This window comes from Fructobacillus apis (assembly GCF_023893635.1).
In the GTDB taxonomy this organism is placed as follows: Bacteria; Bacillota; Bacilli; order Lactobacillales; family Lactobacillaceae; genus Fructobacillus; species Fructobacillus apis.
This window is the reverse complement of the sequence record NZ_JAMWYK010000005.1, coordinates 67210-87034: the sequence shown is the minus strand read 5'-3', so window position 1 is coordinate 87034 and position 19825 is coordinate 67210. Positions and strand designations below refer to the sequence as shown.

The 19825-nt window shown below is 48.6% G+C and carries 18 protein-coding genes and 1 riboswitch; of the genes, 5 read left to right on the top strand and 13 right to left on the bottom strand.

What is annotated here, in order from left to right:
- Positions 1–333: 333 nt before the first annotated feature.
- The 4 genes from cysS to NFX39_RS05070 all read right to left on the bottom strand — a co-directional run bounded on the left by cysS (position 334) and on the right by NFX39_RS05070 (position 5329).
- Entirely contained in the window at positions 334–1743 is a 1410-nt protein-coding gene (gene cysS / locus NFX39_RS05085; RefSeq protein WP_252443631.1) for a cysteine--tRNA ligase, read from the bottom strand.
- 137 nt (positions 1744–1880) lie between these two features.
- A complete protein-coding gene (gene gltX, locus NFX39_RS05080) occupies positions 1881–3377 on the bottom strand; it encodes a glutamate--tRNA ligase (protein WP_252443629.1) in 1497 nt (498 codons plus the stop codon).
- Positions 3378–3482: 105 nt separating this feature from the next.
- Positions 3483–4850: a DNA repair protein RadA gene (radA, locus tag NFX39_RS05075; protein ID WP_252443627.1), complete on the bottom strand. Its 1368-nt coding sequence runs from the start codon at positions 4848–4850 to the stop codon at positions 3483–3485.
- A 5-nt stretch (positions 4851–4855) separates the two neighbouring features.
- A complete protein-coding gene (locus tag NFX39_RS05070; protein WP_252443624.1) occupies positions 4856–5329 on the bottom strand; it encodes a dCTP deaminase/dUTPase family protein in 474 nt (157 codons plus the stop codon).
- Between the two features lie 84 nt (positions 5330–5413).
- Between NFX39_RS05070 and NFX39_RS05065 the strand changes: the two genes are divergently transcribed.
- Both NFX39_RS05065 and NFX39_RS05060 read left to right on the top strand, forming a co-directional pair.
- Positions 5414–5725, top strand: coding sequence for a GNAT family N-acetyltransferase (locus NFX39_RS05065; RefSeq protein WP_252443622.1), 312 nt, complete (start codon positions 5414–5416; stop codon positions 5723–5725).
- A gap of 242 nt (positions 5726–5967) precedes the next feature.
- Positions 5968–6264, top strand: coding sequence for a hypothetical protein (locus NFX39_RS05060; protein ID WP_252443620.1), 297 nt, complete (start codon positions 5968–5970; stop codon positions 6262–6264).
- Between the two features lie 479 nt (positions 6265–6743).
- Here the strand turns inward: NFX39_RS05060 and NFX39_RS05055 are convergent, their stop codons facing one another.
- The 3 genes from NFX39_RS05055 to NFX39_RS05045 form a co-directional block, all read right to left on the bottom strand.
- Positions 6744–7541, bottom strand: a complete 798-nt coding sequence (locus tag NFX39_RS05055; protein WP_252443618.1) for a CPBP family intramembrane glutamic endopeptidase — start codon at positions 7539–7541, stop codon at positions 6744–6746.
- Positions 7542–7688: 147 nt separating this feature from the next.
- Positions 7689–9821, bottom strand: a complete 2133-nt coding sequence (locus NFX39_RS05050) for an AAA family ATPase (protein ID WP_252443616.1) — start codon at positions 9819–9821, stop codon at positions 7689–7691.
- 68 nt (positions 9822–9889) lie between these two features.
- Positions 9890–10129, bottom strand: a complete 240-nt coding sequence (locus NFX39_RS05045) for a helix-turn-helix domain-containing protein (RefSeq protein WP_252443614.1) — start codon at positions 10127–10129, stop codon at positions 9890–9892.
- Between the two features lie 215 nt (positions 10130–10344).
- On the opposite strand from NFX39_RS05045, the gene NFX39_RS05040 reads away from it, so the two are divergent.
- The 3 genes from NFX39_RS05040 (at position 10345) to NFX39_RS05030 (ending at position 13770) form a co-directional block, all read left to right on the top strand.
- The gene (locus NFX39_RS05040; protein WP_252443612.1) at positions 10345–11517 is read left to right on the top strand and encodes a DUF998 domain-containing protein; all 1173 of its coding nucleotides are present in this window, start codon (positions 10345–10347) and stop codon (positions 11515–11517) included.
- A gap of 8 nt (positions 11518–11525) precedes the next feature.
- Positions 11526–13007, top strand: a complete 1482-nt coding sequence (rlmD, locus tag NFX39_RS05035) for a 23S rRNA (uracil(1939)-C(5))-methyltransferase RlmD (protein WP_252443610.1) — start codon at positions 11526–11528, stop codon at positions 13005–13007.
- A gap of 61 nt (positions 13008–13068) precedes the next feature.
- Positions 13069–13770 (top strand): YczE/YyaS/YitT family protein, encoded by a 702-nt coding sequence (locus NFX39_RS05030; protein WP_252443608.1) that lies wholly within the window; start codon positions 13069–13071, stop codon positions 13768–13770.
- A 44-nt stretch (positions 13771–13814) separates the two neighbouring features.
- Here the strand turns inward: NFX39_RS05030 and NFX39_RS05025 are convergent, their stop codons facing one another.
- The 6 genes from NFX39_RS05025 to NFX39_RS05000 all read right to left on the bottom strand — a co-directional run bounded on the left by NFX39_RS05025 (position 13815) and on the right by NFX39_RS05000 (position 19817).
- On the bottom strand, positions 13815–14396 hold the full coding sequence (locus tag NFX39_RS05025; RefSeq protein ID WP_252443606.1) for a folate family ECF transporter S component: 582 nt from the start codon (positions 14394–14396) through the stop codon (positions 13815–13817).
- A 35-nt stretch (positions 14397–14431) separates the two neighbouring features.
- A riboswitch (THF riboswitch) is annotated at positions 14432–14526 on the bottom strand.
- Between the two features lie 146 nt (positions 14527–14672).
- Entirely contained in the window at positions 14673–14831 is a 159-nt protein-coding gene (locus NFX39_RS05020; protein ID WP_252443604.1) for a hypothetical protein, read from the bottom strand.
- A gap of 55 nt (positions 14832–14886) precedes the next feature.
- Complete coding sequence (locus tag NFX39_RS05015; RefSeq protein WP_252443602.1) at positions 14887–15258, bottom strand: hypothetical protein; 372 nt, start codon at positions 15256–15258, stop codon at positions 14887–14889.
- 58 nt (positions 15259–15316) lie between these two features.
- The gene (locus tag NFX39_RS05010) at positions 15317–16828 is read right to left on the bottom strand and encodes a peptide chain release factor 3 (RefSeq protein ID WP_252443600.1); all 1512 of its coding nucleotides are present in this window, start codon (positions 16826–16828) and stop codon (positions 15317–15319) included.
- Between the two features lie 133 nt (positions 16829–16961).
- Positions 16962–18815 (bottom strand): ABC transporter substrate-binding protein, encoded by a 1854-nt coding sequence (locus tag NFX39_RS05005; RefSeq protein WP_252443598.1) that lies wholly within the window; start codon positions 18813–18815, stop codon positions 16962–16964.
- Between the two features lie 114 nt (positions 18816–18929).
- Positions 18930–19817, bottom strand: a complete 888-nt coding sequence (locus NFX39_RS05000; RefSeq protein ID WP_252443596.1) for an ABC transporter permease — start codon at positions 19815–19817, stop codon at positions 18930–18932.
- Positions 19818–19825: the final 8 nt, after the last annotated feature.

The following is a 19825-nucleotide window of genomic DNA, read 5'->3' as shown; positions in this document are numbered from 1 at the left end:
GACAGTCATCATAACTGCCACCGTTACAGATTTGTTTGTTCAAAGTTTTGTTCAGTTTTCAATGTGCGTACCCGATTGGGCAACTCATATATCATAACAGTTTTATGACCGATGGTCAAGCGCTTTATGAAGAGTTTTTATTTACCAATCAGGAAGCTGACTGGCTGTCCCTCGCAAGGAACAATAATTAGTATACGTACTTTACGGGTTGCCGTCAACAACTTTTCAAAAAAGTTTCCAAAACTTACAGATTACGAGCTATAAATAAGAAGAGCGAAGAAACGGATGTTTCTTCGCTCTTATACAAGACATTATCTTATTGATTGTTCGTTTTTATGACAACCATTCGATGCTTTGGCCTTCGCGACCGTCCTTTACCAAGATACCCATGCCCTTCAATTGGTCACGGATTTCATCGGACTTAGCGAAGTCCTTTGCCTTTCTTGCCGCTTGGCGTTCCTCAAGTAAGGTCTTTGCTTCCATTGGTAACTCACGTTCTTCTTCAAACTGATCAATTCCGAAGATGTGCAACCACGAGGCAAGGACGTCTCTGACTTTGGAAAGCGTAGCCGGTGTCACATCGGACGTTAAGAGTTTATTAGCTAGCGTCAGCAATTCAAACATCACGGTCAATGCGTTCTCTACATTGAAGTCGTCATCCATCGCTTGAATGAATCGTTCTTCTAATAGTAGAACTTGCTCATTAATCGCTTGGTCGACATCCCCATCAGCTGAAATCTTTGCATCCAAAGCCCGCATCGTACGGTAAATCTTATCCATCTCCGCTTGAGCCTGGTCAAGGCGGTCACGTGAGTAGGCAACCGGACGACGGTAGTGGGTCTTCGTCAGGAAGTAGCGCAGCCCCTGTGGATCGATGCTGTCATCTTGGAGCAAGTCGTGAATTGTCACGAAGTTTCCTAGGGACTTGGACATCTTTTCGTCGTTTACGTTCACGAAACCATTGTGCAACCAGTAATTCACGAATCGTTTGTCGTGGAAGGATTCCGACTGCGCCAACTCGTTCGTGTGGTGCGGGAAAGCCAAGTCAATTCCACCGGCGTGGATGTCGATGGTGTCCCCGAGTAGTTCGTCAATCATAACGGAACATTCAAGGTGCCAGCCAGGACGACCGGGTCCCCAAGGCGATGGCCATGCCGTAACGTCGGGACGAACTTCCTTCTTCCACAAGGCAAAGTCTGCGGCATCCTGCTTTTCATCCTGGTCATCATCTTCCAAGCGACCGGCAGCGTTCTTCTTCAACTCATCCATGTTTTGGTGGGAGAGCGTCGCGTAGTTTTTAAATTGGTTGGTCTTGAAGTAAACATCCCCGTTCACTTCATAAGCATCACCCTGGGCAATCAGCTTTTCAACGAAAGCCACCATTTCTTCCATATACTGTGTCGCGCGGGGACGAGTTGTTGCTGGCGCCACGTTCAAAGCGGCTGCATCTTCTAAGAAGGCATTGGCATACTTATCCGCCACCTCTTCTTCGGTGAGCCCTTCCTTGATCCCCTGATTGATGACCTTATCTCCCAAGTCCGTAAAGTTGGAGACAAAGTTCACTTCGAGTCCACGCCATTCAAAGTACTTGCGGATGGTATCGAAGGCGACCGTTGAACGGGCGTTTCCAATGTGAATGTAGTTGTACACTGTCGGTCCACAAAGGTACATCAACACCTTGCCATCTTGAATGGGCGTAAACGTCTCTTTTTCTAAGCTGTAAGTGTTGTATACCGTTTGCATAAAATCGATTCCTTCTGTGTTTTTCTACATTATAACAAAAGCGCCCAAATAACGGGTCGTTAAACAACCTACCTGTTTACAAAACAAGCTATCAAAAAAGCAGTCCGCCGAAGCGAACTGCTTTTTACTATATAAACTTATGCCAAGTACTTAGCCTTCACATCAGCCATCGTCTTCAACACGTCATCCTTGTTCAACAAAACAAGCAATTCAGGCAAGTTCGGTCCTTGGATTTGGTGCGTCGTGGCGATACGAATTGGGTTCCAGAGCGGACGACCCTTGATTTCCAATTCGTTTTGGATGGAACGAATCGTCGCCATGTAAGTGGCGGCATCCGTGTCTTCAGTTAATTCCGTGTAGGCCTTTTCCCATGCGGCAAAGACCTTCTTTCCTTCTTCTGATTGGAGGTACTCCACCATTTCGTCGGTGATGTCACCCAATTGGAAGAATGGTTCGCGCATCAAGTCAACGATTTGGTGCGTGTATGAGATACCGTCGACACCTGCAACGTCGATGGCTTGCACGAGCCAGTCGTGCTTTTTCTTCGCTTCGTCTTCGGTGATGAATCCAGCCTTGACCAATTCTTCGATCAATTGTGGCATGATCTTGTCCTTGTCGCGACGGATCCATTGGTTGTTAATCCATTCCAACTTCTTTTGGTCGAACTTGGCGTTGGCCTTTGACAAACGGTGTTCGTCAAACATGTTCTTGAATTCTTCCAGTGAGAAGATTTCGTCTTCACCCTTTGGTGACCATCCCAAAAGACCGATGAAGTTATCAAGGGCTTCTGGTTGGTAACCGAGTTCACGGTATTGTTCCACGAACTGCAAGATGTCGTTGTCACGCTTTGACAACTTCTTACCAGTTGCGGCATTGATGATCAAAGCCATGTGCCCGAAGTGCGGAATGTCCCAACCGAAGGCATCGTAAACCATCATTTGCTTTGGCGTGTTTGAAACGTGATCGTCACCACGCAAAACGTGGGTGATCTTCATCAAGTGGTCGTCGACCGTTACGGCAAAGTTGTATGTTGGCATACCGTCAGCCTTTTGGATAACCCAGTCTCCACCGACTTCTTTTCCACCGATGGCGATTGGACCCTTAACGATGTCATCCCACTTGTACATCTTGTCTTCGGGAACACGGATACGGACAACCGGCTTCAAGCCTTGTGCTTCAAATTCGGCGTACTTTTCTTCACGTTCTTCCTTTGTCATGCCTTCGTATTCGTAGACATAGTGAGGTGCTTGCTTAGCAGCTTGTTGCGCTTCACGTTCAGCAGCCAATTCTTCGGAAGTCTTGTAGGACTTGTAAGCCAAACCACGTTCGAGCAAGTCGTCGATGTATGGTTGGTAGATGCCTTGTTCGTTACGTTCTGATTGACGGTATGGTCCGTATTCACCCGGATTTGCAGGTGATTCATCCCAGTCCAAGCCCAACCACTTCAAGTTGTCGAGTTGTGACTTTTCTCCGTCTTCGATGTTACGTGAAGAATCAGTATCTTCAATCCGGATTACAAACGTTCCGTTGTAATGGCGTGCAAAGAGCCAGTTAAAGAGCGCCGTCCGGGCGTTTCCAATGTGCAAGTACCCCGTTGGTGATGGGGCATAGCGGACGCGAAAGTCGTCAGTCATGTTTCCATATCTCCTAAAATCAGCTAAAGCTGAAAATTTCTCTTACTCAGTATACAACAAAGTGCCCGTGAATTCAGGGGCACTGCCTGATTTCCCTAGGGTTTCTTAGCCCAAGGCAATCTTCAAGGCTTCCTTGATGGTCGAGACACCGATGACTTCGAGGCCATCGGGTACGTTGACGGAAGCTAAGTTATTCTTTGGGACAACGGCGCGCGCAAAGCCAAGCTTGCGCGCTTCTTTCAAACGTCCTTCGAGGTCAGACACCGACCTGACCTCACCGGTCAGACCAAGTTCGCCGACGAAGACGTCCGAGGCCGGCGACTCTTTATCCGAATAGGACGACGCAATTGCCACGGCAATTGCTAAATCAATGGCTGGCTCGTCTAACTTCACACCACCAGCCGCCTTCAAATAAGCGTCTTGGTTTTGCAACAGCAGGTTGGCCCGCTTTTCCAAGACCGCCATGATTAAGGACACGCGGTTGCGGTCCAATCCAGTGGCCGTTCGCTGTGCGTTTCCAAAGACGGAAGGCGTCACCAGAGCTTGGAGTTCAACCAAGATGGGCCGTTCCCCTTCAAGGGTGGCGACGATCGCCGAGCCGGTCGCATCAGCCAGCCGTTCTTCCAAGAATATCTCGGAAGGATTGGCCACCTCGGACAGCCCCTTGTCACGCATCTCAAAGATTCCGAGCTCGTTTGTCGCACCGAAACGGTTCTTCACCGCACGCAAAATTCGGTACTTGTAGTGGCGGTCACCCTCGAAATAGAGCACCGTGTCCACCATGTGTTCCAGAATCTTTGGACCGGCAATCGCCCCACCCTTGGTCACGTGACCAACGATGAAGACCGAAATGTTATTGGTCTTTGCGATTTGGAGCAAGTCCGCCGTCACCTCACGAATCTGAGCCACCGAACCAATCGGCGACGTCAAATCCGGCTCCTGCATCGTCTGCACGGAATCGATGATCAGGTAGTTTGGCTGCAGGCTCTCGACCTGCTTCTTGATGGCTTCCATGTCCGTTTCGGGGTAGAGGTAAAAGTCATCCCCGCCCACGTCCAAACGGTCCGCACGCATCTTCACCTGCGTCGCTGATTCTTCACCGGTGACGTAGAGCACCTTGCCGTGGTTGGCCAGCTGGCCGGAAACCTGGAGCAAGAGCGTCGACTTCCCGATTCCGGGGTCTCCACCGATCAAAACCAGCGTTCCGGCGACGACTCCGCCACCGAGCACGCGGTTCAGTTCCTTCAGCTCCGTTGCCACCTTGGGCGTTTCTTCCAGGGAAACCTGGTTAATCTTCTCGACCTTGGCGGCCTTTCCATCAATTCCGACATGGCTCTTGCGGGACTGTGTTTCGGGTTGAATCTTTTCTTCAACGAAGGTTCCCCACTCCCCACAGTTTGGGCAGCGGCCCAAGTAACGGGCAGAGATGAAATCACAGTTGGAACAGATAAATTGTGTTTTTGCCTTCGCCACTTAGCTTAAGCCTCCCCAGTTGAACCAAATCCACCGGAACGCACCGTCTTGATGGCGTCGGCGTCCTGATCTGCGAGCAAGAATGGCAAGAAGAGTCCTTGTCCAATGCGATCACCCTTCTTGATTTGCAAGTCTTCGTCACCGAAGTTCAAGAACTGGAAGAAGATGTGCCCTTCGTTCTTTTCGTTGTTGTAGTAGTCACCGTCGATGATGCCGACCCCGTTTGACATGATCAACTTCTTCTTCATTGGGCCGGATGAACGGGAAACCAATTGGAGGTATTCCCCCTCTTGCATGTAGGCCTTGATTCCAGTTGGCACCAAGGTTGGCTTCACTGACTTTTGCAAGCCTTGAGCTGGCACGATGATATCTTCTGCAGCTTCAAAATCATAGCCGGCCGCCTGCATCGTTGAGCGCTGTGGCAAGTTGATGCCCTGCCCTTCAAACTCACTTACTACTTCAAATCCACGTGCTGCCATGTTTCTTCCACCTTTTTCTGTTAAAATCGATTTATTAATAGCTTCATTATACGTTAAATTCGACTATTCAAAAAGGAGGATTCTATGGCAATCATTCAAAAGCCCGGCTGGTTTTACTATATGGAAAACGACGAGCGTCTCGGCGAGGTATCCTATTTAAAAGAGGAAAACGGCACGGTTCTCGCATTGAGCCACACCTATGTTGACCCTTCCCTGCGTGGACAAAACATTGCCCAACAATTGGTCGATGCCGTCTGCGACCTGGCCCGTTCAGAAGGTAAAAAAGTCAAACCCGACTGTCGCTATGCCGCGGTGCTCTTCAAGCGTTTTAGCGAAAAGTACGCCGACGTCGCTTTGGAACCGGGCGACAACGCAGACTCCTGCCCGATCAACTAAATTGGCGGGTGCCGTTTTCTTCTTGGCAGTTGCCCGGCGGTTTTCAAAACAATTTTCACTTTGTCCTAAACGACCGGTTCGTTTAGGACTTTTTTCATGGGTGTAAAAGCCTTTTTCTTCTTTATTTAAATACGTTTTAGACCCTGATTTTCTTCATTCCGAATCGGAATATTTTAAGCCGAAATACCTGCTATATTGGGGTTAGTTAAGAACATAAGAATGAAAAATCAAAGGAGAATAATATGGAAAAAGTTATTAACCTCGATTTCGGATCATCTGACGTATTCGGACTCGCAGGCGTAAAAGAAGGTTCGGAAGCATTTAAAAAGCAAGTCGATTCACAACTAACAGATGAAGATTGGAACGGAAGAATCACCATTCGTTTTCCCGATTCCATCGTTATCATCGGCACATCTTTTTGGGCAGGCTTCGTCCAACCAATCGTTAGAAAAATTGGTTCCGATGGCATTATCAACAGAGTCACCTTTATCACCTCATCTGAAAAATTAACGGAGGGCTTATATCGTGATCTTTACTAATTTGATGGCTCTCATCCCACCATGCGTTATGTGCGTCATCGCAATCATAACCTTTTATTTATCTGAAAGAAGAATGAAGTCAAAGAGAGAAATCGAATTTTCAAAACCGCTATACCAGGCTTATTTGCTCTCTACCTTACCCAAAGCGTTAAGAACATACATTACTTCAGAAGACAAACAACAGTCGGGCACGCAGTTATCTTACCTACTCCGAGATTTCAAAAACGATATGCTTTACTTCAAGTATGCCCATTCAAAAATTTATGACCAGCTACTATCTGCATTAGCTACGATCGAACACTGCATCGTCCAAGATGAAGTATCAAAGTCAAACCCAACAACCCTCACTCTCTTAAACGACTCCTTCCACAAAATCTACAAAGCCTTTCTCTTTGATCTGCCCGATGACCGCATCGACAGCTATTTCAAATTCAAGTAAAGCACATAAAAAAGCGCCGGGGAATTCCGGCGCTTTTTGATTAAGCTTCCAGTTCTTGGACGCTGTCGTTTTGGACTTTGCCATCGAACTGATGAATGATGACCAGTGAGGCAACGGCCACGGGGAGGAAAATCAGAATGATCAACCACCAGGGGCTCGCCGTCAAATCCTCCGTCAATGAATCCTGCAAATCGAAGAGGAAGTGCAGAATAGCACCGGCCCAGACCGTGTTCGTCAGGATGCGCAGCGTGGCGAAGAAAAGGCCGAAGCAGGCGGCGTAAAAAGCCTGCTGAATGATGGCTTCCGTGGGCCCCTGCCCCAGGTTCGTGAGGTGGAAAAGGCCAAACATCAGGCTCGTGACGAGCGACGTGTAGAGTAGGCGATTCTTCTTGATGCCAAAGCGGATCCAGACCCGTTGGAAGAGGTTGAAGAAGTAACCACGCATCAAGTATTCCTCAAAGAATCCGGCCCCGATGGCGGTGAAGAGGCAGGAGACAATGAGGTTTGCTGAACCGTGCGAGAGCTTCCCGACGCTTTCGATATTGCCGTTTGTCACGTAAAGCATCAGGTAAATGGCAGCTATGATTCCCGTCATCCACTTGATGTCCGTCGTCCATCCAAAACGTTTGTCGAACAAACGCTCCTGGTTGGTTACGCGACGAACCAGACGTATCAAGAAAAAGAGGACGATACACATCAAAGCAGCGAGGCGAATCGACCACTTCAGGGAGATGTCGTCAGGATAGCCGGGGTAGAGGAACATCCCCAAGACTGTGAGGAAAAAGATGCCCACGCCGTGATGTGATTCGTTTGGATTTTTCTCTCTAAATTTAGCCATTGTTTTCTACCTTCGTGTCGTTTTAAGCGCGAAGCGCGTTTTTACATATGAATAGTCTAACAGAGATACCGTCGCTTCATTGGAAAAATGACGCATAAAAAAAGCCCCAGCCTTCCGTTAAGAAAGCCAGAGCTTTTCATTTAAGTCTTAGTTCTTTTCTTCTTCGATTGCAGAAATCACGACCTTGCCGTCGACCATGTCAGCAGACAACGCCTTCTTGTCAGGGTTATCGAGGTAGAAGTCCGTGACCTGGTCACGAATCTGTTGCTCGATCACACGACGGAGTGGACGGGCTCCAAGTGCTTCATCGTAACCGTCGTCAATCAAGTGTTCTTTGACTTCGTCAGAAATTGTCAAAGTCAAATCCTTCTTGGCCAACGTCTTGTTCACATCAGCCAACATCAAGTCGACGATTTGCTTCAAGTCGTGCTTTGTCAGTGATGAGAATTCAACCACACCGTTGAAACGGTTCAAGAATTCTGGACGGAAGAAGTTGGACAAGCGGTCCATCAACTCACCCGCCTCGGCGTTCTTGTCACCGAATCCGGCGTTAGAGGTTGCAATCACCACCGTGTTCTTGAAGTTGACCACGTTACCTTGACCGTCGGTCAAGCGTCCGTCGTCCAAGACCTGCAAGAGCAGAGTCAAAACTTGTGGGTTAGCCTTTTCAATTTCATCCAAGAGGACGATTGAGTAAGGGTTTCGACGAACCTTTTCCGTCAACGTGTGGGCGTTGTCGTCGTATCCAACGTAACCGGCAGTGGCACCAATCAACTTGGAGACCGCGGTTTGGTCAGAGTATTCGGACATGTCCAAACGGATGATGGATTCCTTCGTTCCGAAGAGGTCCTTTGCTAACTGCTTTGCCAATTCCGTCTTACCAACGCCGGTTGGTCCAACGAAGAGGAAGGAACCGATTGGACGGTTTCCTTCGTCGAATCCGGCACGGTTACGACGGATGGCGCGGGCCACCATGTTGACGGCCTCTTCTTGACCGATCACCTTACCGGACAAGCGCTTGTCGATTTGCTTCAAGTGTTCGATGTCAGAAGCACCCATTTGTGACACTGGGATACCCGTCAAACGTTCAACGGACTGAGCCACATCGTTTGGCGTGGCTTCGACCTTCTTCGCTTCCTTCGCATTTTCAAGTTCGTGCTTGATGTCCTTAATCTGGTTTTTGATAGACAAGGCCTTTTCGTAGTCCTCTTCTTGGACGACGCGGTCTTGTTCGGCCTTCAAATCATCCAAACGCTTTTCCAGTGACACCTTATCGGTGGCAGGGTTTTGCGCTGACAAGTGAGCGGCCGTCATATCGATCAAATCGATGGCCTTATCAGGCAACGAACGTTGTGGAATGTACTGAACGGAGTAGTCCACGGCCGCCTTCAAGACTGATTCAGGCAACGTGACGTTGTGGTGCTCCTCATATAATGGTGCGATTCCTTGGAGAATCTTCAACGTGTCTTCTGCTGAAGGGGCGTTCACCTTGACTTCGTTGAAACGACGAGCCAAAGCGGCGTTCTTCAAAATCGTGTTACGGTATTCGTCTTGGGTCGTTGCACCAATTAGTGACAACTCACCACGTGACAAGGCTGGCTTCAAGATGTCGGCCAATCCCTTACCACCCTCTCCGTCACCGGTTGAACCGGCACCTAAGATTTGGTGAATTTCATCGAAGAACAAGACGACGTTTCCGGCGTTCTTGACTTCGTCAATGAGCTTTTGAACGTTTTCTTCAAAGGCTCCACGGTACTGCGTACCTGCTTCCAATTGGGAAATATCAATGGAGTAAATCTGCTTGTCTTGGATGGCAGCGGGAACATCCCCGGCCACAATGGCCTGTGCCAATCCTTCAATGACAGCAGTCTTACCAACACCGGCGTCTCCGACCAACACGGGGTTGTTCTTCGTCCGGCGTGACAAGATTTCAGCGGTTTCTTGGATTTCCTTGTTCCGTCCGATGACGGGATCAAGCAATCCATCCTTTGCTTCTTGGGTTAAATTACGGCCAAGCTTAGAAAGCATGCCATCCTTCTTAATCTTACCCTTCTGGTTGGAAGCACGGCCGTTGCCGGCTGCTTGTGCTTCTTCCATGTTGGGCAGCTTACCAGTTTGCTTGTAGTATGCAAACTCTTCAGGACTGACTTCGCGACCGTTAATTAAGTAGCGGCGGTTTTCCGAATTCATGCCTCCCAGGTTGCCCATCATATTATCGAAAATATTGTTCATATCGGAACCGAAGTTCTGATTGTTAAACGGATCGTTTTGGTATGCCATATTCTTTACCTACCTTTATATTTAGTTTTTAGTGAATGTTATTTTGGCAACAGCGCATTCTTGAGTGGTTACGAATCATCCTCGTCGAGCTGGTATGCGTGTTCCAACTCGCGAAGAACCTGCCACATGGCCAGGTGTTGTGCCTGGGCCAGCGCGTCCAAATCGCGAAGATTCATGGACGTCGCCTTGGACTGATCCTTATTGAATGACCGGTGGATGGTCGTATAACCATAACCCGAGTTTTTAGAAACCCGGTAAATCGTCAGGGATTTGTCTGCTAAGTAGCGTTTAATATTGAAGCGGACCATATCTATCCTCCTTTGATTCTGTCATTTTCTTTACCATCCTGTAACCTCCTCGACATTTAGTATAACACATCTATGATATAACACAAGTGTGCTATATCTATTTTGGTTAAAATCCCTTAAAATAGGTAGTAACAACGCCAGGAAACGTGCGCTTTCCTGGCTTTTCTTTTGACTGGCAAAGTCAGACCCGAACCATCCCCGCACAAAGGACAACTATGGCAAATAAGCGTTTTGAAATCGAACTCCCCGACCAAGTGGTTGATGACCTAAAGCTCCAAGACGGCGACCAGATTGACATCCAGGTCAGCAACCAGTCCTTCAAGGTTTTGCCACGGCGCGATGAGCACCAAAACCAGCAGCTTTCAATCCGCCGCTTTGTTCTGCCTTCCGTGATTGCGACAGCCTGCTTCATTTTCTACACCCTCTGGCAGCAGGACAACCTGGTCGCTTTGACCGGTCGCGACTCCATCGCCACCTGGGTGATTATCTTCGGAGAACTGACGGGAATGGCCACCTTCATTTACACGCACCTTAAGAAGGTGAAAAGTGAAGACGACCAACTCAAAAAGAAGACGGCCCTGCGTTTGACGCCCACCCTCTTCATCTCCTTTGCCCTGATTCAGGCCTTCGCGATGCTCGCCTTCTTCTGGGTGATTGGCTACCTCTTCCAGGAGGTCTACTTCGACTCGCTCACGGCCTCACTCCTCTTCTTCACCTTCATCTCGGTGGTGAACTACATCATGGTCTACTCCGCGATGTTGGTGTCGACGACCTTCATGATGGCGCTCTTAATCTTCACCATCGTCTGCGGGGTTCTCGCATCCATGGTGACGAACTCGTCGTTGCTGTGGTGGCAACACAACTTCTCATTCTTGGGAACCGCTCAGGCCCAATTCTCTTGGACCTTCAACGCCACGCTCATGATTTCAGGATTGCTTTGGGCTACCTTGATTGATTACCTCTTCGTACCCATTCAAAAGCGTCTACCTAAGAATTGGCGTTTGATCACGTTGCGGTCGTTTTTGACTTTTGACGCCCTTTGCCTCTTTGCCATTGGCGCTTTGCCTAACAACCCCGGCATGTGGCACATCGCCCACGATACCGCGGCCAACCTGCTCATCTTGGGAACTGGGCTCCCAATGCTCATCATTCACTGGCTCCTGCCAGATGCCACAAAGGAGTTCAACCTCTTCTCAATTGGTACAGCGAGCGGAATCGCGATATCCTGCGCGCTCTTCTACGGTATTCGCTACCTGTCCTTAACGGCCTTTGAAATCTTCGTTTTGACGATGGGCATCTCCTGGTTGCTCCTGTTGATGCAAAACATCCACGCCCTCTACGAATTAAAAGAAAATACCTATCACATTAACCTGAAATCCGTTTCATAGGAGAAAACATGTCAGAATTTAACCCAAAGAAAAAAGGCTTCCAGTCGAAGCCATACAAAAAGCGCGATAACGATGACCGCCGGGGTGGCTACAATCGCAACAAGCGTTATGACCGCAAGCCGCAGCGCGACGTCATCGTCAAAGAGGGACAGAAGTTCCCACTGACGATCAAGCGCCTCGGTATCAACGGAGAAGGAATCGGATACTTCAAGAAGAAGATCACCTTCGTACCCGGCGCCCTCCCAGGCGAAGTGATCACTGCCAAAGTCACGGCCGTGACGGACAAATTCCTGGAAGCCCGCGTCGTAACTGTCCGCGAACCAAGCCCCGACCGCGTTGAGCCAAAGGACCCGGCCGCCAACCTCGTTGGTGGATTCGAACTCGCCCACTTGGACTACCCAGCGCAACTCGCCTTCAAGAAGGACTTAATTGGCCAGGCGCTCGAGAAGTTCCAGCCAAAGGGCTACGAACACTTTAAAATCGAAGACACGCTCGGCATGGACAACCCCTACCACTACCGGAACAAGGCGTCATTGCCCATCCGGAAGCTCAAGGGCGAACTCACCATTGGTTTGTACAAGCGTGGCACGCATGACTTGGTCGACCTGCCCGAAATGGCCACCCAGGATCCCGCTTCCTTGAACCTCATCCGTGCGCTCGGACAAATCCTGGACAAGCACTCCCTTCCTTTCTATAACGAAAAGACGAAGAAGGGACTCATCAAGACCTTGGTTGTCCGTACGAACCAAGAAGGATTGGCTCAGGCCACCATCGTGACAACGGAAGACGACCTGCCATCCCAAGCAGAAATCGTGGAAGATGTCCAAAAGCACCTACCTGAAATTGTTGGCCTCTTCCAGAACGTGAACGAGGGTGGCAACTCCCTCATCTGGGGTGACGACACCCGCAAGATTTGGGGTTCTGACTACCTCCAAGAAGACATCCTCGGTCTGACGTTTAACTTCTCGCCCCGCGCCTTCTTGCAGTTGAACTACGAACAAATGGAAAAGACTTACGAAGTGGCTCTGGACGCCTTGGACCTCCAGGCCGACGACACGTTGGTCGACGCCTATTCCGGTGTTGGAACGCTGGGTCTTTCCATGGCTTACAAAGTCAAGGAAGTCCGTGGAATGGAAATCATCCCTGAGGCCGTGGCTGACGCCAAGTTAAACGCCGAAGAAAACGGCATCGAAAACGCCTTCTACGAAGTCGGATCAGCCGAAAAGGTCTTCCCAAAGTGGGCCCGCGACGGTTTCAAACCAACGGCCCTGGTGGTCGACCCACCACGTCCAGGTTTGGACGACGCCTTGAAGCGCGCCATCTTGAAGGCCAAGCCAAAGAAGTTCGTTTACATCTCATGTAACCCTTCAACCTTGGCTCGCGATCTGAAGGATCTGGATTCCGCCTACCGCGTTGACTTCATTCAACCGGTCGACATGTTCCCTCAAACACCACGTTGGGAAGGTGTGGTAAAACTCACCTTGCGCTAGTTTAGAAAGCACGTTATTCTATTTTTAATAACCCAATCGCTTGCACATAAAAGGAGGCATCATGCATCACCGCAATGGACAGTTCTACGAACTGACAATTAGCCAATTCTTGTTCTATTTCATTTTGTCGTTGACCTTGGATGCCTTGGGAAACGGGATGTCCGTCTCCACGAACCTCGGTTCCGCACCCTGGACGGCAGGTTCGGCCAACCTGTCCCACTGGACGGGATTACCCATCGCCCTCTTCTTAGGGCTGACCTCCGTTTTGGTGGCGACGGCCAACATCTTCTTCTCTCGCAAGCTTGATTGGAAGCGTTTCTTTGGAAACATCCTCTTCGGTGTGATGTTCTCCTTCATGGCCGGTGTCTTCACGACGTTATTCTTGAACATGGGTGTGCCAAGCATGCCCCTCTGGGAAAAGGTCATCATCGACATCGTCGGTCTGTCCATCGTTGGAGTCGGAATTTCGATTTACCAACGGGTGAACGTGATTCTTCACCCCATCGACGATCTGACCAACATCCTGCGTTTCTCCTACTTCAAGGGATCCGCGCCAAAGGCCCAGATGTCTAACTTCGTTGTGGCCATCTTAATCTCGTTGACTTGTTGGTTATTCTCAGGCGCCTTGGTTGCCCTGAACTTTGGAACGGCCTTCGCTTTCTTCTGCCAGGGTTCCGTCATCGCCTTCTCGGACCGTTTCGTCTTCCCGAGCCTCGTACACGGAAACATGGCCAAGTCCCACAAGGATATTCCGCAACAATAACCTTTATCAAAACAAAAAAGCCGACTCGTAAGAGCGGCTTTTCTTTATGATTTAAATAATCGTTTTGAAATGTCTTTTACAATCGGATTGTTTAACACAAAGTACGTCATCACCAATTGGATTGGAAAGAAGATGATGTTCTTTGGCAAGCGCGTGGCCATCATCGAGAAGAAGACGGAAACGGACTTGTGCTGCGAGTACATGATGACCAATGCCCCTGTGTTGATGATTAAGTTAACCACAATCGTGATTAATAACACGGCGACAACGACTTTCCAGAGGGCGACCTTGTCAGTCTGCTTTTCTTGGTAGAAAAGTCCTCCGTAAATCAAACCGGCGACTAAAACACCGATGGCCATGACCGGCGACCATTGTCCGCCACCAAAGAAAGTGACCTTAACGAAGTCCAAGAGGACCATCGTCATGGCAGTCCACAGCGGACCGAAAAACTTTCCCATCAGGCTGGAAGCAAGAAAGACGAAAGTCACTCGGATGAGCTGCGTCGTGATGGAAACCCGTCCCAAGATAAAGGACAGGGCGATTAAAGCCGACAGCAAGACCAGCTGTTGAACCGTGAGTGTGGGCAAAGCCCAGCGTTTAAACGACGTGCGTGTCTGATTGTTCATATGATTGAACCTCCTCAAAGGAGCGTCCACCTATTGTTGGTGAATGCGGAACCCGTACCGCACATTCCTGTTTCGTCGCTGGTTCACATTCCGTTCCCAGCGCACTTAACGCACGAGTTCCTACCCCATAAATTTTATGTGTTGCAGCTTTAGCTGCAACCTACTTATTATAGCAGTTTGGAAGCGATTTTTTCTGTCTTAAATAAAAACCGTTATGCCATTTTGGAATTTGAACAAAGAAAAAGTCAAACCCGGCCGGGTCTGACTTTTTCAATTCTATTTGTACAAAATCAAGGCTGACGCCTTCGTCAGTGACTGTGCGTACTGCACATCAATGATTTCGTGGTCCTTGTTTTGTAAATCTTCGAGTGCCTGGTTCAACTTCTGCGTGAACTCTTCGGCAGACACTTTTCCTACAACGAGTCGACTGAGCATATTCTCGCCTTCTTTCTTGTTCAAATCTAGTATAGCACTCGATCGAACCAACAGCTTACATTAACTCTTTTGCGACTGGGTAAAGAATTGGCATCAGATTCAAACCTAACCACGTCACAATGTAAACAATCGTGTTAGCGGAATCCGCTTCATCGTCGAAAATATTCGATAATGGTTGGTAAACTTTATAAAAATCTGCTGTTGTTAATTTGCTCAAATCATCTGTTTGAATGAGTAGTTTAGAGGTTGCTTTCACAATCTTATCCTTCAAATCCGGATCATCTGAACCTGCTTGGAACAAATAGAGTGACAAGGACAATGGCTTTTCAGGCGTGTCTTCCCCCATTTGCAAGGATAATTCCTTGACGACTTCAAATAAAATCTGCTCATTAGCAGACATATTCTGATAACGCTTTTCGTTTATCATTATTGCCTCCGATTCCATTAAAAAAAGCAGCCTCTCGGCTACTCTTATCTTAGCACTCTTACATCTTTGCTTCCAAGTCAACGTCAGGGTACTTGTCGCGGAACCAGTTCATGGCGAATTGGTTTTCGAACAAGAAGACCGGACGGTCGTAGCGGTCCTTCACGAGCATGTTACGTGAAGAGGCCATCTTTTCATCGACTTGGTCGGGGTCAACCCAGCGGGCAACCTTCGAACCGATCGGCTCAAATTGGATGGCCACGTTGTATTCGTTTTCCATTCGGAACTTGAACACTTCAAACTGCAATTGTCCGACGGCACCCAGGATGTACTCGTTTGAGTTCCAGGCCTTGTAAAGCTGAATCGTTCCTTCTTGCACCAGCTGGGTGATTCCCTTGTGGTAGGACTTCTGCTTCATGACATCCTTAGCGATGACCTTGTTAAAGAATTCAGGCGTAAACGTTGGCAGGTCAGGGTAAGTAAGCTGCTTCTTACCTGAGTAAATCGTATCTCCGATTTGGAAGTTTCCCGTATCGTAAATACCGATAATGTCACCCGGCACGGCGTCTTGCACGTTTTCACGTTCTTCGGCCATGAACTGGGTCACGTTGGCCAAACGCAACTTCTTTTGCGTTCGAGACAACGTCACATCCATCCCCTTCTTGAATTCACCCGACACGATTCGCGCAAAGGCGATGCGGTCACGGTGACGAGGGTCCATGTTGGCCTGAATCTTGAAGACGAAGGCGGAGAACTGATCGGATGCGGGATCCACGTGTTCTTCGTCCACCGTTTCAATACCGGCTGGTTGTGGCGCGTACTTCAAGTACTCTTCCAAGAATTCCGTCACACCGAATCCGGCCAAGGCGGAACCGAAGAAGACCGGTGTTAACTTCCCGTTTTGAACGGCTTCTTCGTCAAAGTCATTTCCGGCCTCTTCCAAGAGTTCCACTTCTTCCAGTCCTTCTTCAAGGATTTCTGGGTGGTCAGAAGCGTTCTTGAACGGAATCATGTCCTTCTTTTGCAAGTCGTAGATTCCCTGCAAAATCTGTCCGGACCCGATTGGCCAGTTCATTGGTGCGGCTTGAATGCCAAGTGTCGTTTCGATTTCATCAACCAAATCAAAGGGTGAACGCGCGTCACGGTCAATCTTGTTAAAGAAGGTAAAGATTGGAATTCCACGCTTTGAAACGATTTCAAAGAGCTTCTTCGTCTGGGACTCGATACCCTTGGCAGCGTCGACAACCATGACAACGGAATCGACCGCCATCAACGTCCGGTACGTATCTTCAGAGAAGTCTTCGTGACCAGGGGTATCCAGGATGTTAATCCGCTTACCTTCGTAGTCGAACTGCAAAACAGATGAGGTAACGGAAATTCCACGTTGTTGTTCGATGGCCATCCAGTCGGAAGAAGCCATCTTCTTTGATCCACGTCCCTTAACCGTTCCGGCTTCACGAATCACTCCCCCGTGCAGCAGGAGTTGTTCCGTCAAGGTCGTCTTACCCGCATCGGGGTGAGAGATAATGGCGAATGTCCGCCGTGTTTTTAGTGCGTCTTTAAAGTCTGTCATAATGTCTTTATTCTACCCGAAAAAAGCAGCCAGGGCTAGAGACGATTACGTCCTAGTGGCTGCTTTTTGGTTTAGAGGAATGACTAAACATCTTTATGAGAGATGATTCTAAATGAGAGATTTTGTATCAAAATTACTTGCGTGGGTTGCCATCGGCTTGTGGCTTGTCAGACGTTACACCCAACTTCGCGTAGATGTCGTTTGTTTGGGCTTCAGTCCAACCCGTCACACGTCCGTTAACAAGTGAAGCGTTGATGCTTGTTCCAGTTGGAATCGTGTAAGCTTCGTCGTCAACAACAATCTTCTGGAAGTCCTTGATGCTCTTGATCAAGTCTTCGTCTGATTGGGCATCTTGTGCGTCTTCAAGGCTCTTTGAAACCTTGTCAGAAACGATGTGACCCATGTTCATTGGTGATTGCTTTGACCAAACTTGTCCAAAGCTAGGCACCGTTCCTTCGGACCAGCTCACACCAGTCATGTCCCATTCGTCGTTGTTTCCTGAAAGCATGAGTGACTTCCAAGTTGAGAAGTCGACCAACTTGTCTTGGTAGAGCTTAACGTCGATACCAGCTGCCTTCCAGGCGGCGATGTAGGCCTTCGTCGTTGCTTCAGCCGTCGTGCTTCCTGAACGAGCCATGTAAGTCAACGTCAACTTCTTGCCGTCCTTGTAGTAGTAGCCGTCTGATTCCTTCTTGTAGCCGGCCTTTTCAAGGTATTCACCAGCCTTCTTCGCGTCACCAGAAGCCTTGTCTTGGTAACCCTTCACGTCCTTGTTGTAGAAGAGTGACTTCGTTTGTGACTTTGAAACGATGGTGTTTGTTGCCTGTGAGAAGCCGTTTCCGTACTTGGCGTAAACGTCTCCAACGTTCATGGCGTAACCAACGGCCTTACGAACGTTAGCGTCTTGCAATGGCGTCTTACGTTCTTGCACACTTGACTTCGTCGCCTTGTCGTAGTGACCAAGGTTGAAGTTCAATTCGCTGTGACCGTTGTCGAAGGCACCAGTTGAGGCGTAGCCCTTGGCGTTGTCGAACTTGGCCAACTTGTCCTTGTTTCCGTCCTTCCAAAGCGTGGTTGGAACGTCCTTAACAAGGTCAAACTTTTGCTTGTTCAAGTCATTTTCAAGCTTTGATTGGTCTTCGTTGATGTAGAAAGTGATGCCATCCAACTTGGCCTTCTTGCCCCAGTAAGTGTCGTTTCGAACGTACTTAACAACAGAGTCAGTTGAAACAGAAGAAACCTTGAAGGCGTTAAATGACAATGGGTGCTTTGTGACTTTGTCAGACACGGCCAATTGATCAGAAGGCACATCCTTCAAATCGTGATAAGGCAATGCGTAGCTTGGCAAACCGTCACCCCAAGTGATTGAACCAGGGATTCGGTCGTATGAAATCGTCAACTTCTTTCCGCTTTCACCGTTATCAAACTTCAAACCAGAAATGCTCTTGGCCTTTCCGTCTTGGAAGTCCTGCATGCCCTTGATGTTCAAGTAAGCATCGGAGAAGTTAGCAGAAGCGACTTCATTTGTGGCGATGGTCTCCAATGAGAAGGCCACGTCCTTTGCCGTCACGTCCTTACCGTCCGACCATTTCAAGTTGTCGCGCAAGGTAATTGTAACCGTCTTCTTGTCTTTGTCGACCTTCATGCTTGCAGGCCCATCGTTTTCAACACGACCGTCCTTGTCCGTGTAGAAAATTTGGTTGCTTGCTGGTTCGATTTCTTTGGCAACCGATGCGGTTTCCGTCAATTCGGTGTAACCAACAAAGGCTGATGGGTCAGAAGCATTTCCAGGAACGGACACCTTCAAGATTCCGCCGTTTTCGGCTTTCTTCTTGTTTTGATAGTCACCCTTGAAATGTCCGACGGACACTGCCGCCTTTGACGCATCGTAGTTGTTCGACATATGGGAAAAGATTCCGAAACCAGCTGCTGCCAAAATCACAGCACCACTGATTCCATAAACCATTTTCTTTTTAGCACTTACCATTTGGGCCCTCCCTTTTTTCATTGGCCTTTTTTACCTGGCGCTTTTTATGTTGATTTAATCATAACCTAGTAAATGAGAATGTCAACACTTTTCTTTAATTTATTTTTAATCTTACTATCGTACTGACTGCCTTTGGTCGATTGCGCGGCGCGCTACTTGGCCTAAGACAACGAATCCGAAGGTCAAAATAATCAGGATTAAGGTCACGGGCACCCAGAGCCACCAGCTCTGGTAAATCGTGGAAGCCGATCCGTTCAAGACTTGAAGCATCGCTCCCAATGAACTCGTTCCATGCTTTAATCCGAATCCCAAGAAAGTCAGACCCGTCTCGATTCCAATGGATCCCGCCAACGTCAACGCGTAGTCGGAGATAACCGTTGATGAGATGTTTGGTAAGATGCCGATGAAGACAATCTTGTACCAAGGGGTTCCTGAAATCTTAGAAGCCGACACGTAGTCACGTTGGACTTCGGACAAAGTCAACGTCCGAACCAAACGAACGTTGGCTGGCCATGAAATCAAGGACAAAATGAGAATTAAGTTCCAGACCGTCATTCCCTTTGACGTTGAGAAGATGATGGCCAAGATCATAATCAATGGCATGATGAGCCAGAAATCAATCAAACGCATGGCAATCCAGTCCGCCCAGCCACCGAAGTATCCGATAATCATCCCGAAGAAAATCGAGATGGCCGTGATAATCGTGGCCACTCCAAATCCAATGATGATGGAGTTTTTCGCAGACACAATCAAAGTCAACAGCAGGTCAGCCCCGGAATCAGTCGTTCCAAGGATGTGGCCGTTGGCTAACGGTGGCAAGTTTGCCGCCATGATGTCAGACATCGTTCCAATGTCAGCTGGAACAAAGAACTGTCCCAAGAAAACCAGTAAGAACAAAGCCCCTAACAAAACGGCCGCAATCAAGCCTAAGTTATCGTGTTCCAATTCTCGGTTAAAGTTCTTGAAGAAGTTGGAACCAAAGCATCTTTTTTGTTTTTCCATTATTCCTC

Excerpts from the sequence above, each read along its gene's own strand:
- NFX39_RS05070 (WP_252443624.1), bottom strand. The coding sequence starts at position 5,329 with ATGGCAGCACGTGGATTTGAAGTAGTAAGTGAGTTTGAAGGGCAGGGC.
- rlmD (WP_252443610.1), top strand. The coding sequence starts at position 11,526 with ATGTCAGAATTTAACCCAAAGAAAAAAGGCTTCCAGTCGAAGCCATAC.
- NFX39_RS05005 (WP_252443598.1), bottom strand. The coding sequence starts at position 18,815 with ATGGTAAGTGCTAAAAAGAAAATGGTTTATGGAATCAGTGGTGCTGTG.
- NFX39_RS05060 (WP_252443620.1), top strand. The coding sequence starts at position 5,968 with ATGGAAAAAGTTATTAACCTCGATTTCGGATCATCTGACGTATTCGGA.
- NFX39_RS05030 (WP_252443608.1), top strand. The coding sequence starts at position 13,069 with ATGCATCACCGCAATGGACAGTTCTACGAACTGACAATTAGCCAATTC.
- gltX (WP_252443629.1), bottom strand. The coding sequence starts at position 3,377 with ATGACTGACGACTTTCGCGTCCGCTATGCCCCATCACCAACGGGGTAC.
- NFX39_RS05015 (WP_252443602.1), bottom strand. The coding sequence starts at position 15,258 with ATGATAAACGAAAAGCGTTATCAGAATATGTCTGCTAATGAGCAGATT.
- NFX39_RS05040 (WP_252443612.1), top strand. The coding sequence starts at position 10,345 with ATGGCAAATAAGCGTTTTGAAATCGAACTCCCCGACCAAGTGGTTGAT.
- NFX39_RS05045 (WP_252443614.1), bottom strand. The coding sequence starts at position 10,129 with ATGGTCCGCTTCAATATTAAACGCTACTTAGCAGACAAATCCCTGACG.
- NFX39_RS05010 (WP_252443600.1), bottom strand. The coding sequence starts at position 16,828 with ATGACAGACTTTAAAGACGCACTAAAAACACGGCGGACATTCGCCATT.
- cysS (WP_252443631.1), bottom strand. The coding sequence starts at position 1,743 with ATGCAAACGGTATACAACACTTACAGCTTAGAAAAAGAGACGTTTACG.
- NFX39_RS05025 (WP_252443606.1), bottom strand. The coding sequence starts at position 14,396 with ATGAACAATCAGACACGCACGTCGTTTAAACGCTGGGCTTTGCCCACA.
- NFX39_RS05050 (WP_252443616.1), bottom strand. The coding sequence starts at position 9,821 with ATGGCATACCAAAACGATCCGTTTAACAATCAGAACTTCGGTTCCGAT.
- NFX39_RS05055 (WP_252443618.1), bottom strand. The coding sequence starts at position 7,541 with ATGGCTAAATTTAGAGAGAAAAATCCAAACGAATCACATCACGGCGTG.
- NFX39_RS05020 (WP_252443604.1), bottom strand. The coding sequence starts at position 14,831 with ATGCTCAGTCGACTCGTTGTAGGAAAAGTGTCTGCCGAAGAGTTCACG.
- NFX39_RS05000 (WP_252443596.1), bottom strand. The coding sequence starts at position 19,817 with ATGGAAAAACAAAAAAGATGCTTTGGTTCCAACTTCTTCAAGAACTTT.
- NFX39_RS05065 (WP_252443622.1), top strand. The coding sequence starts at position 5,414 with ATGGCAATCATTCAAAAGCCCGGCTGGTTTTACTATATGGAAAACGAC.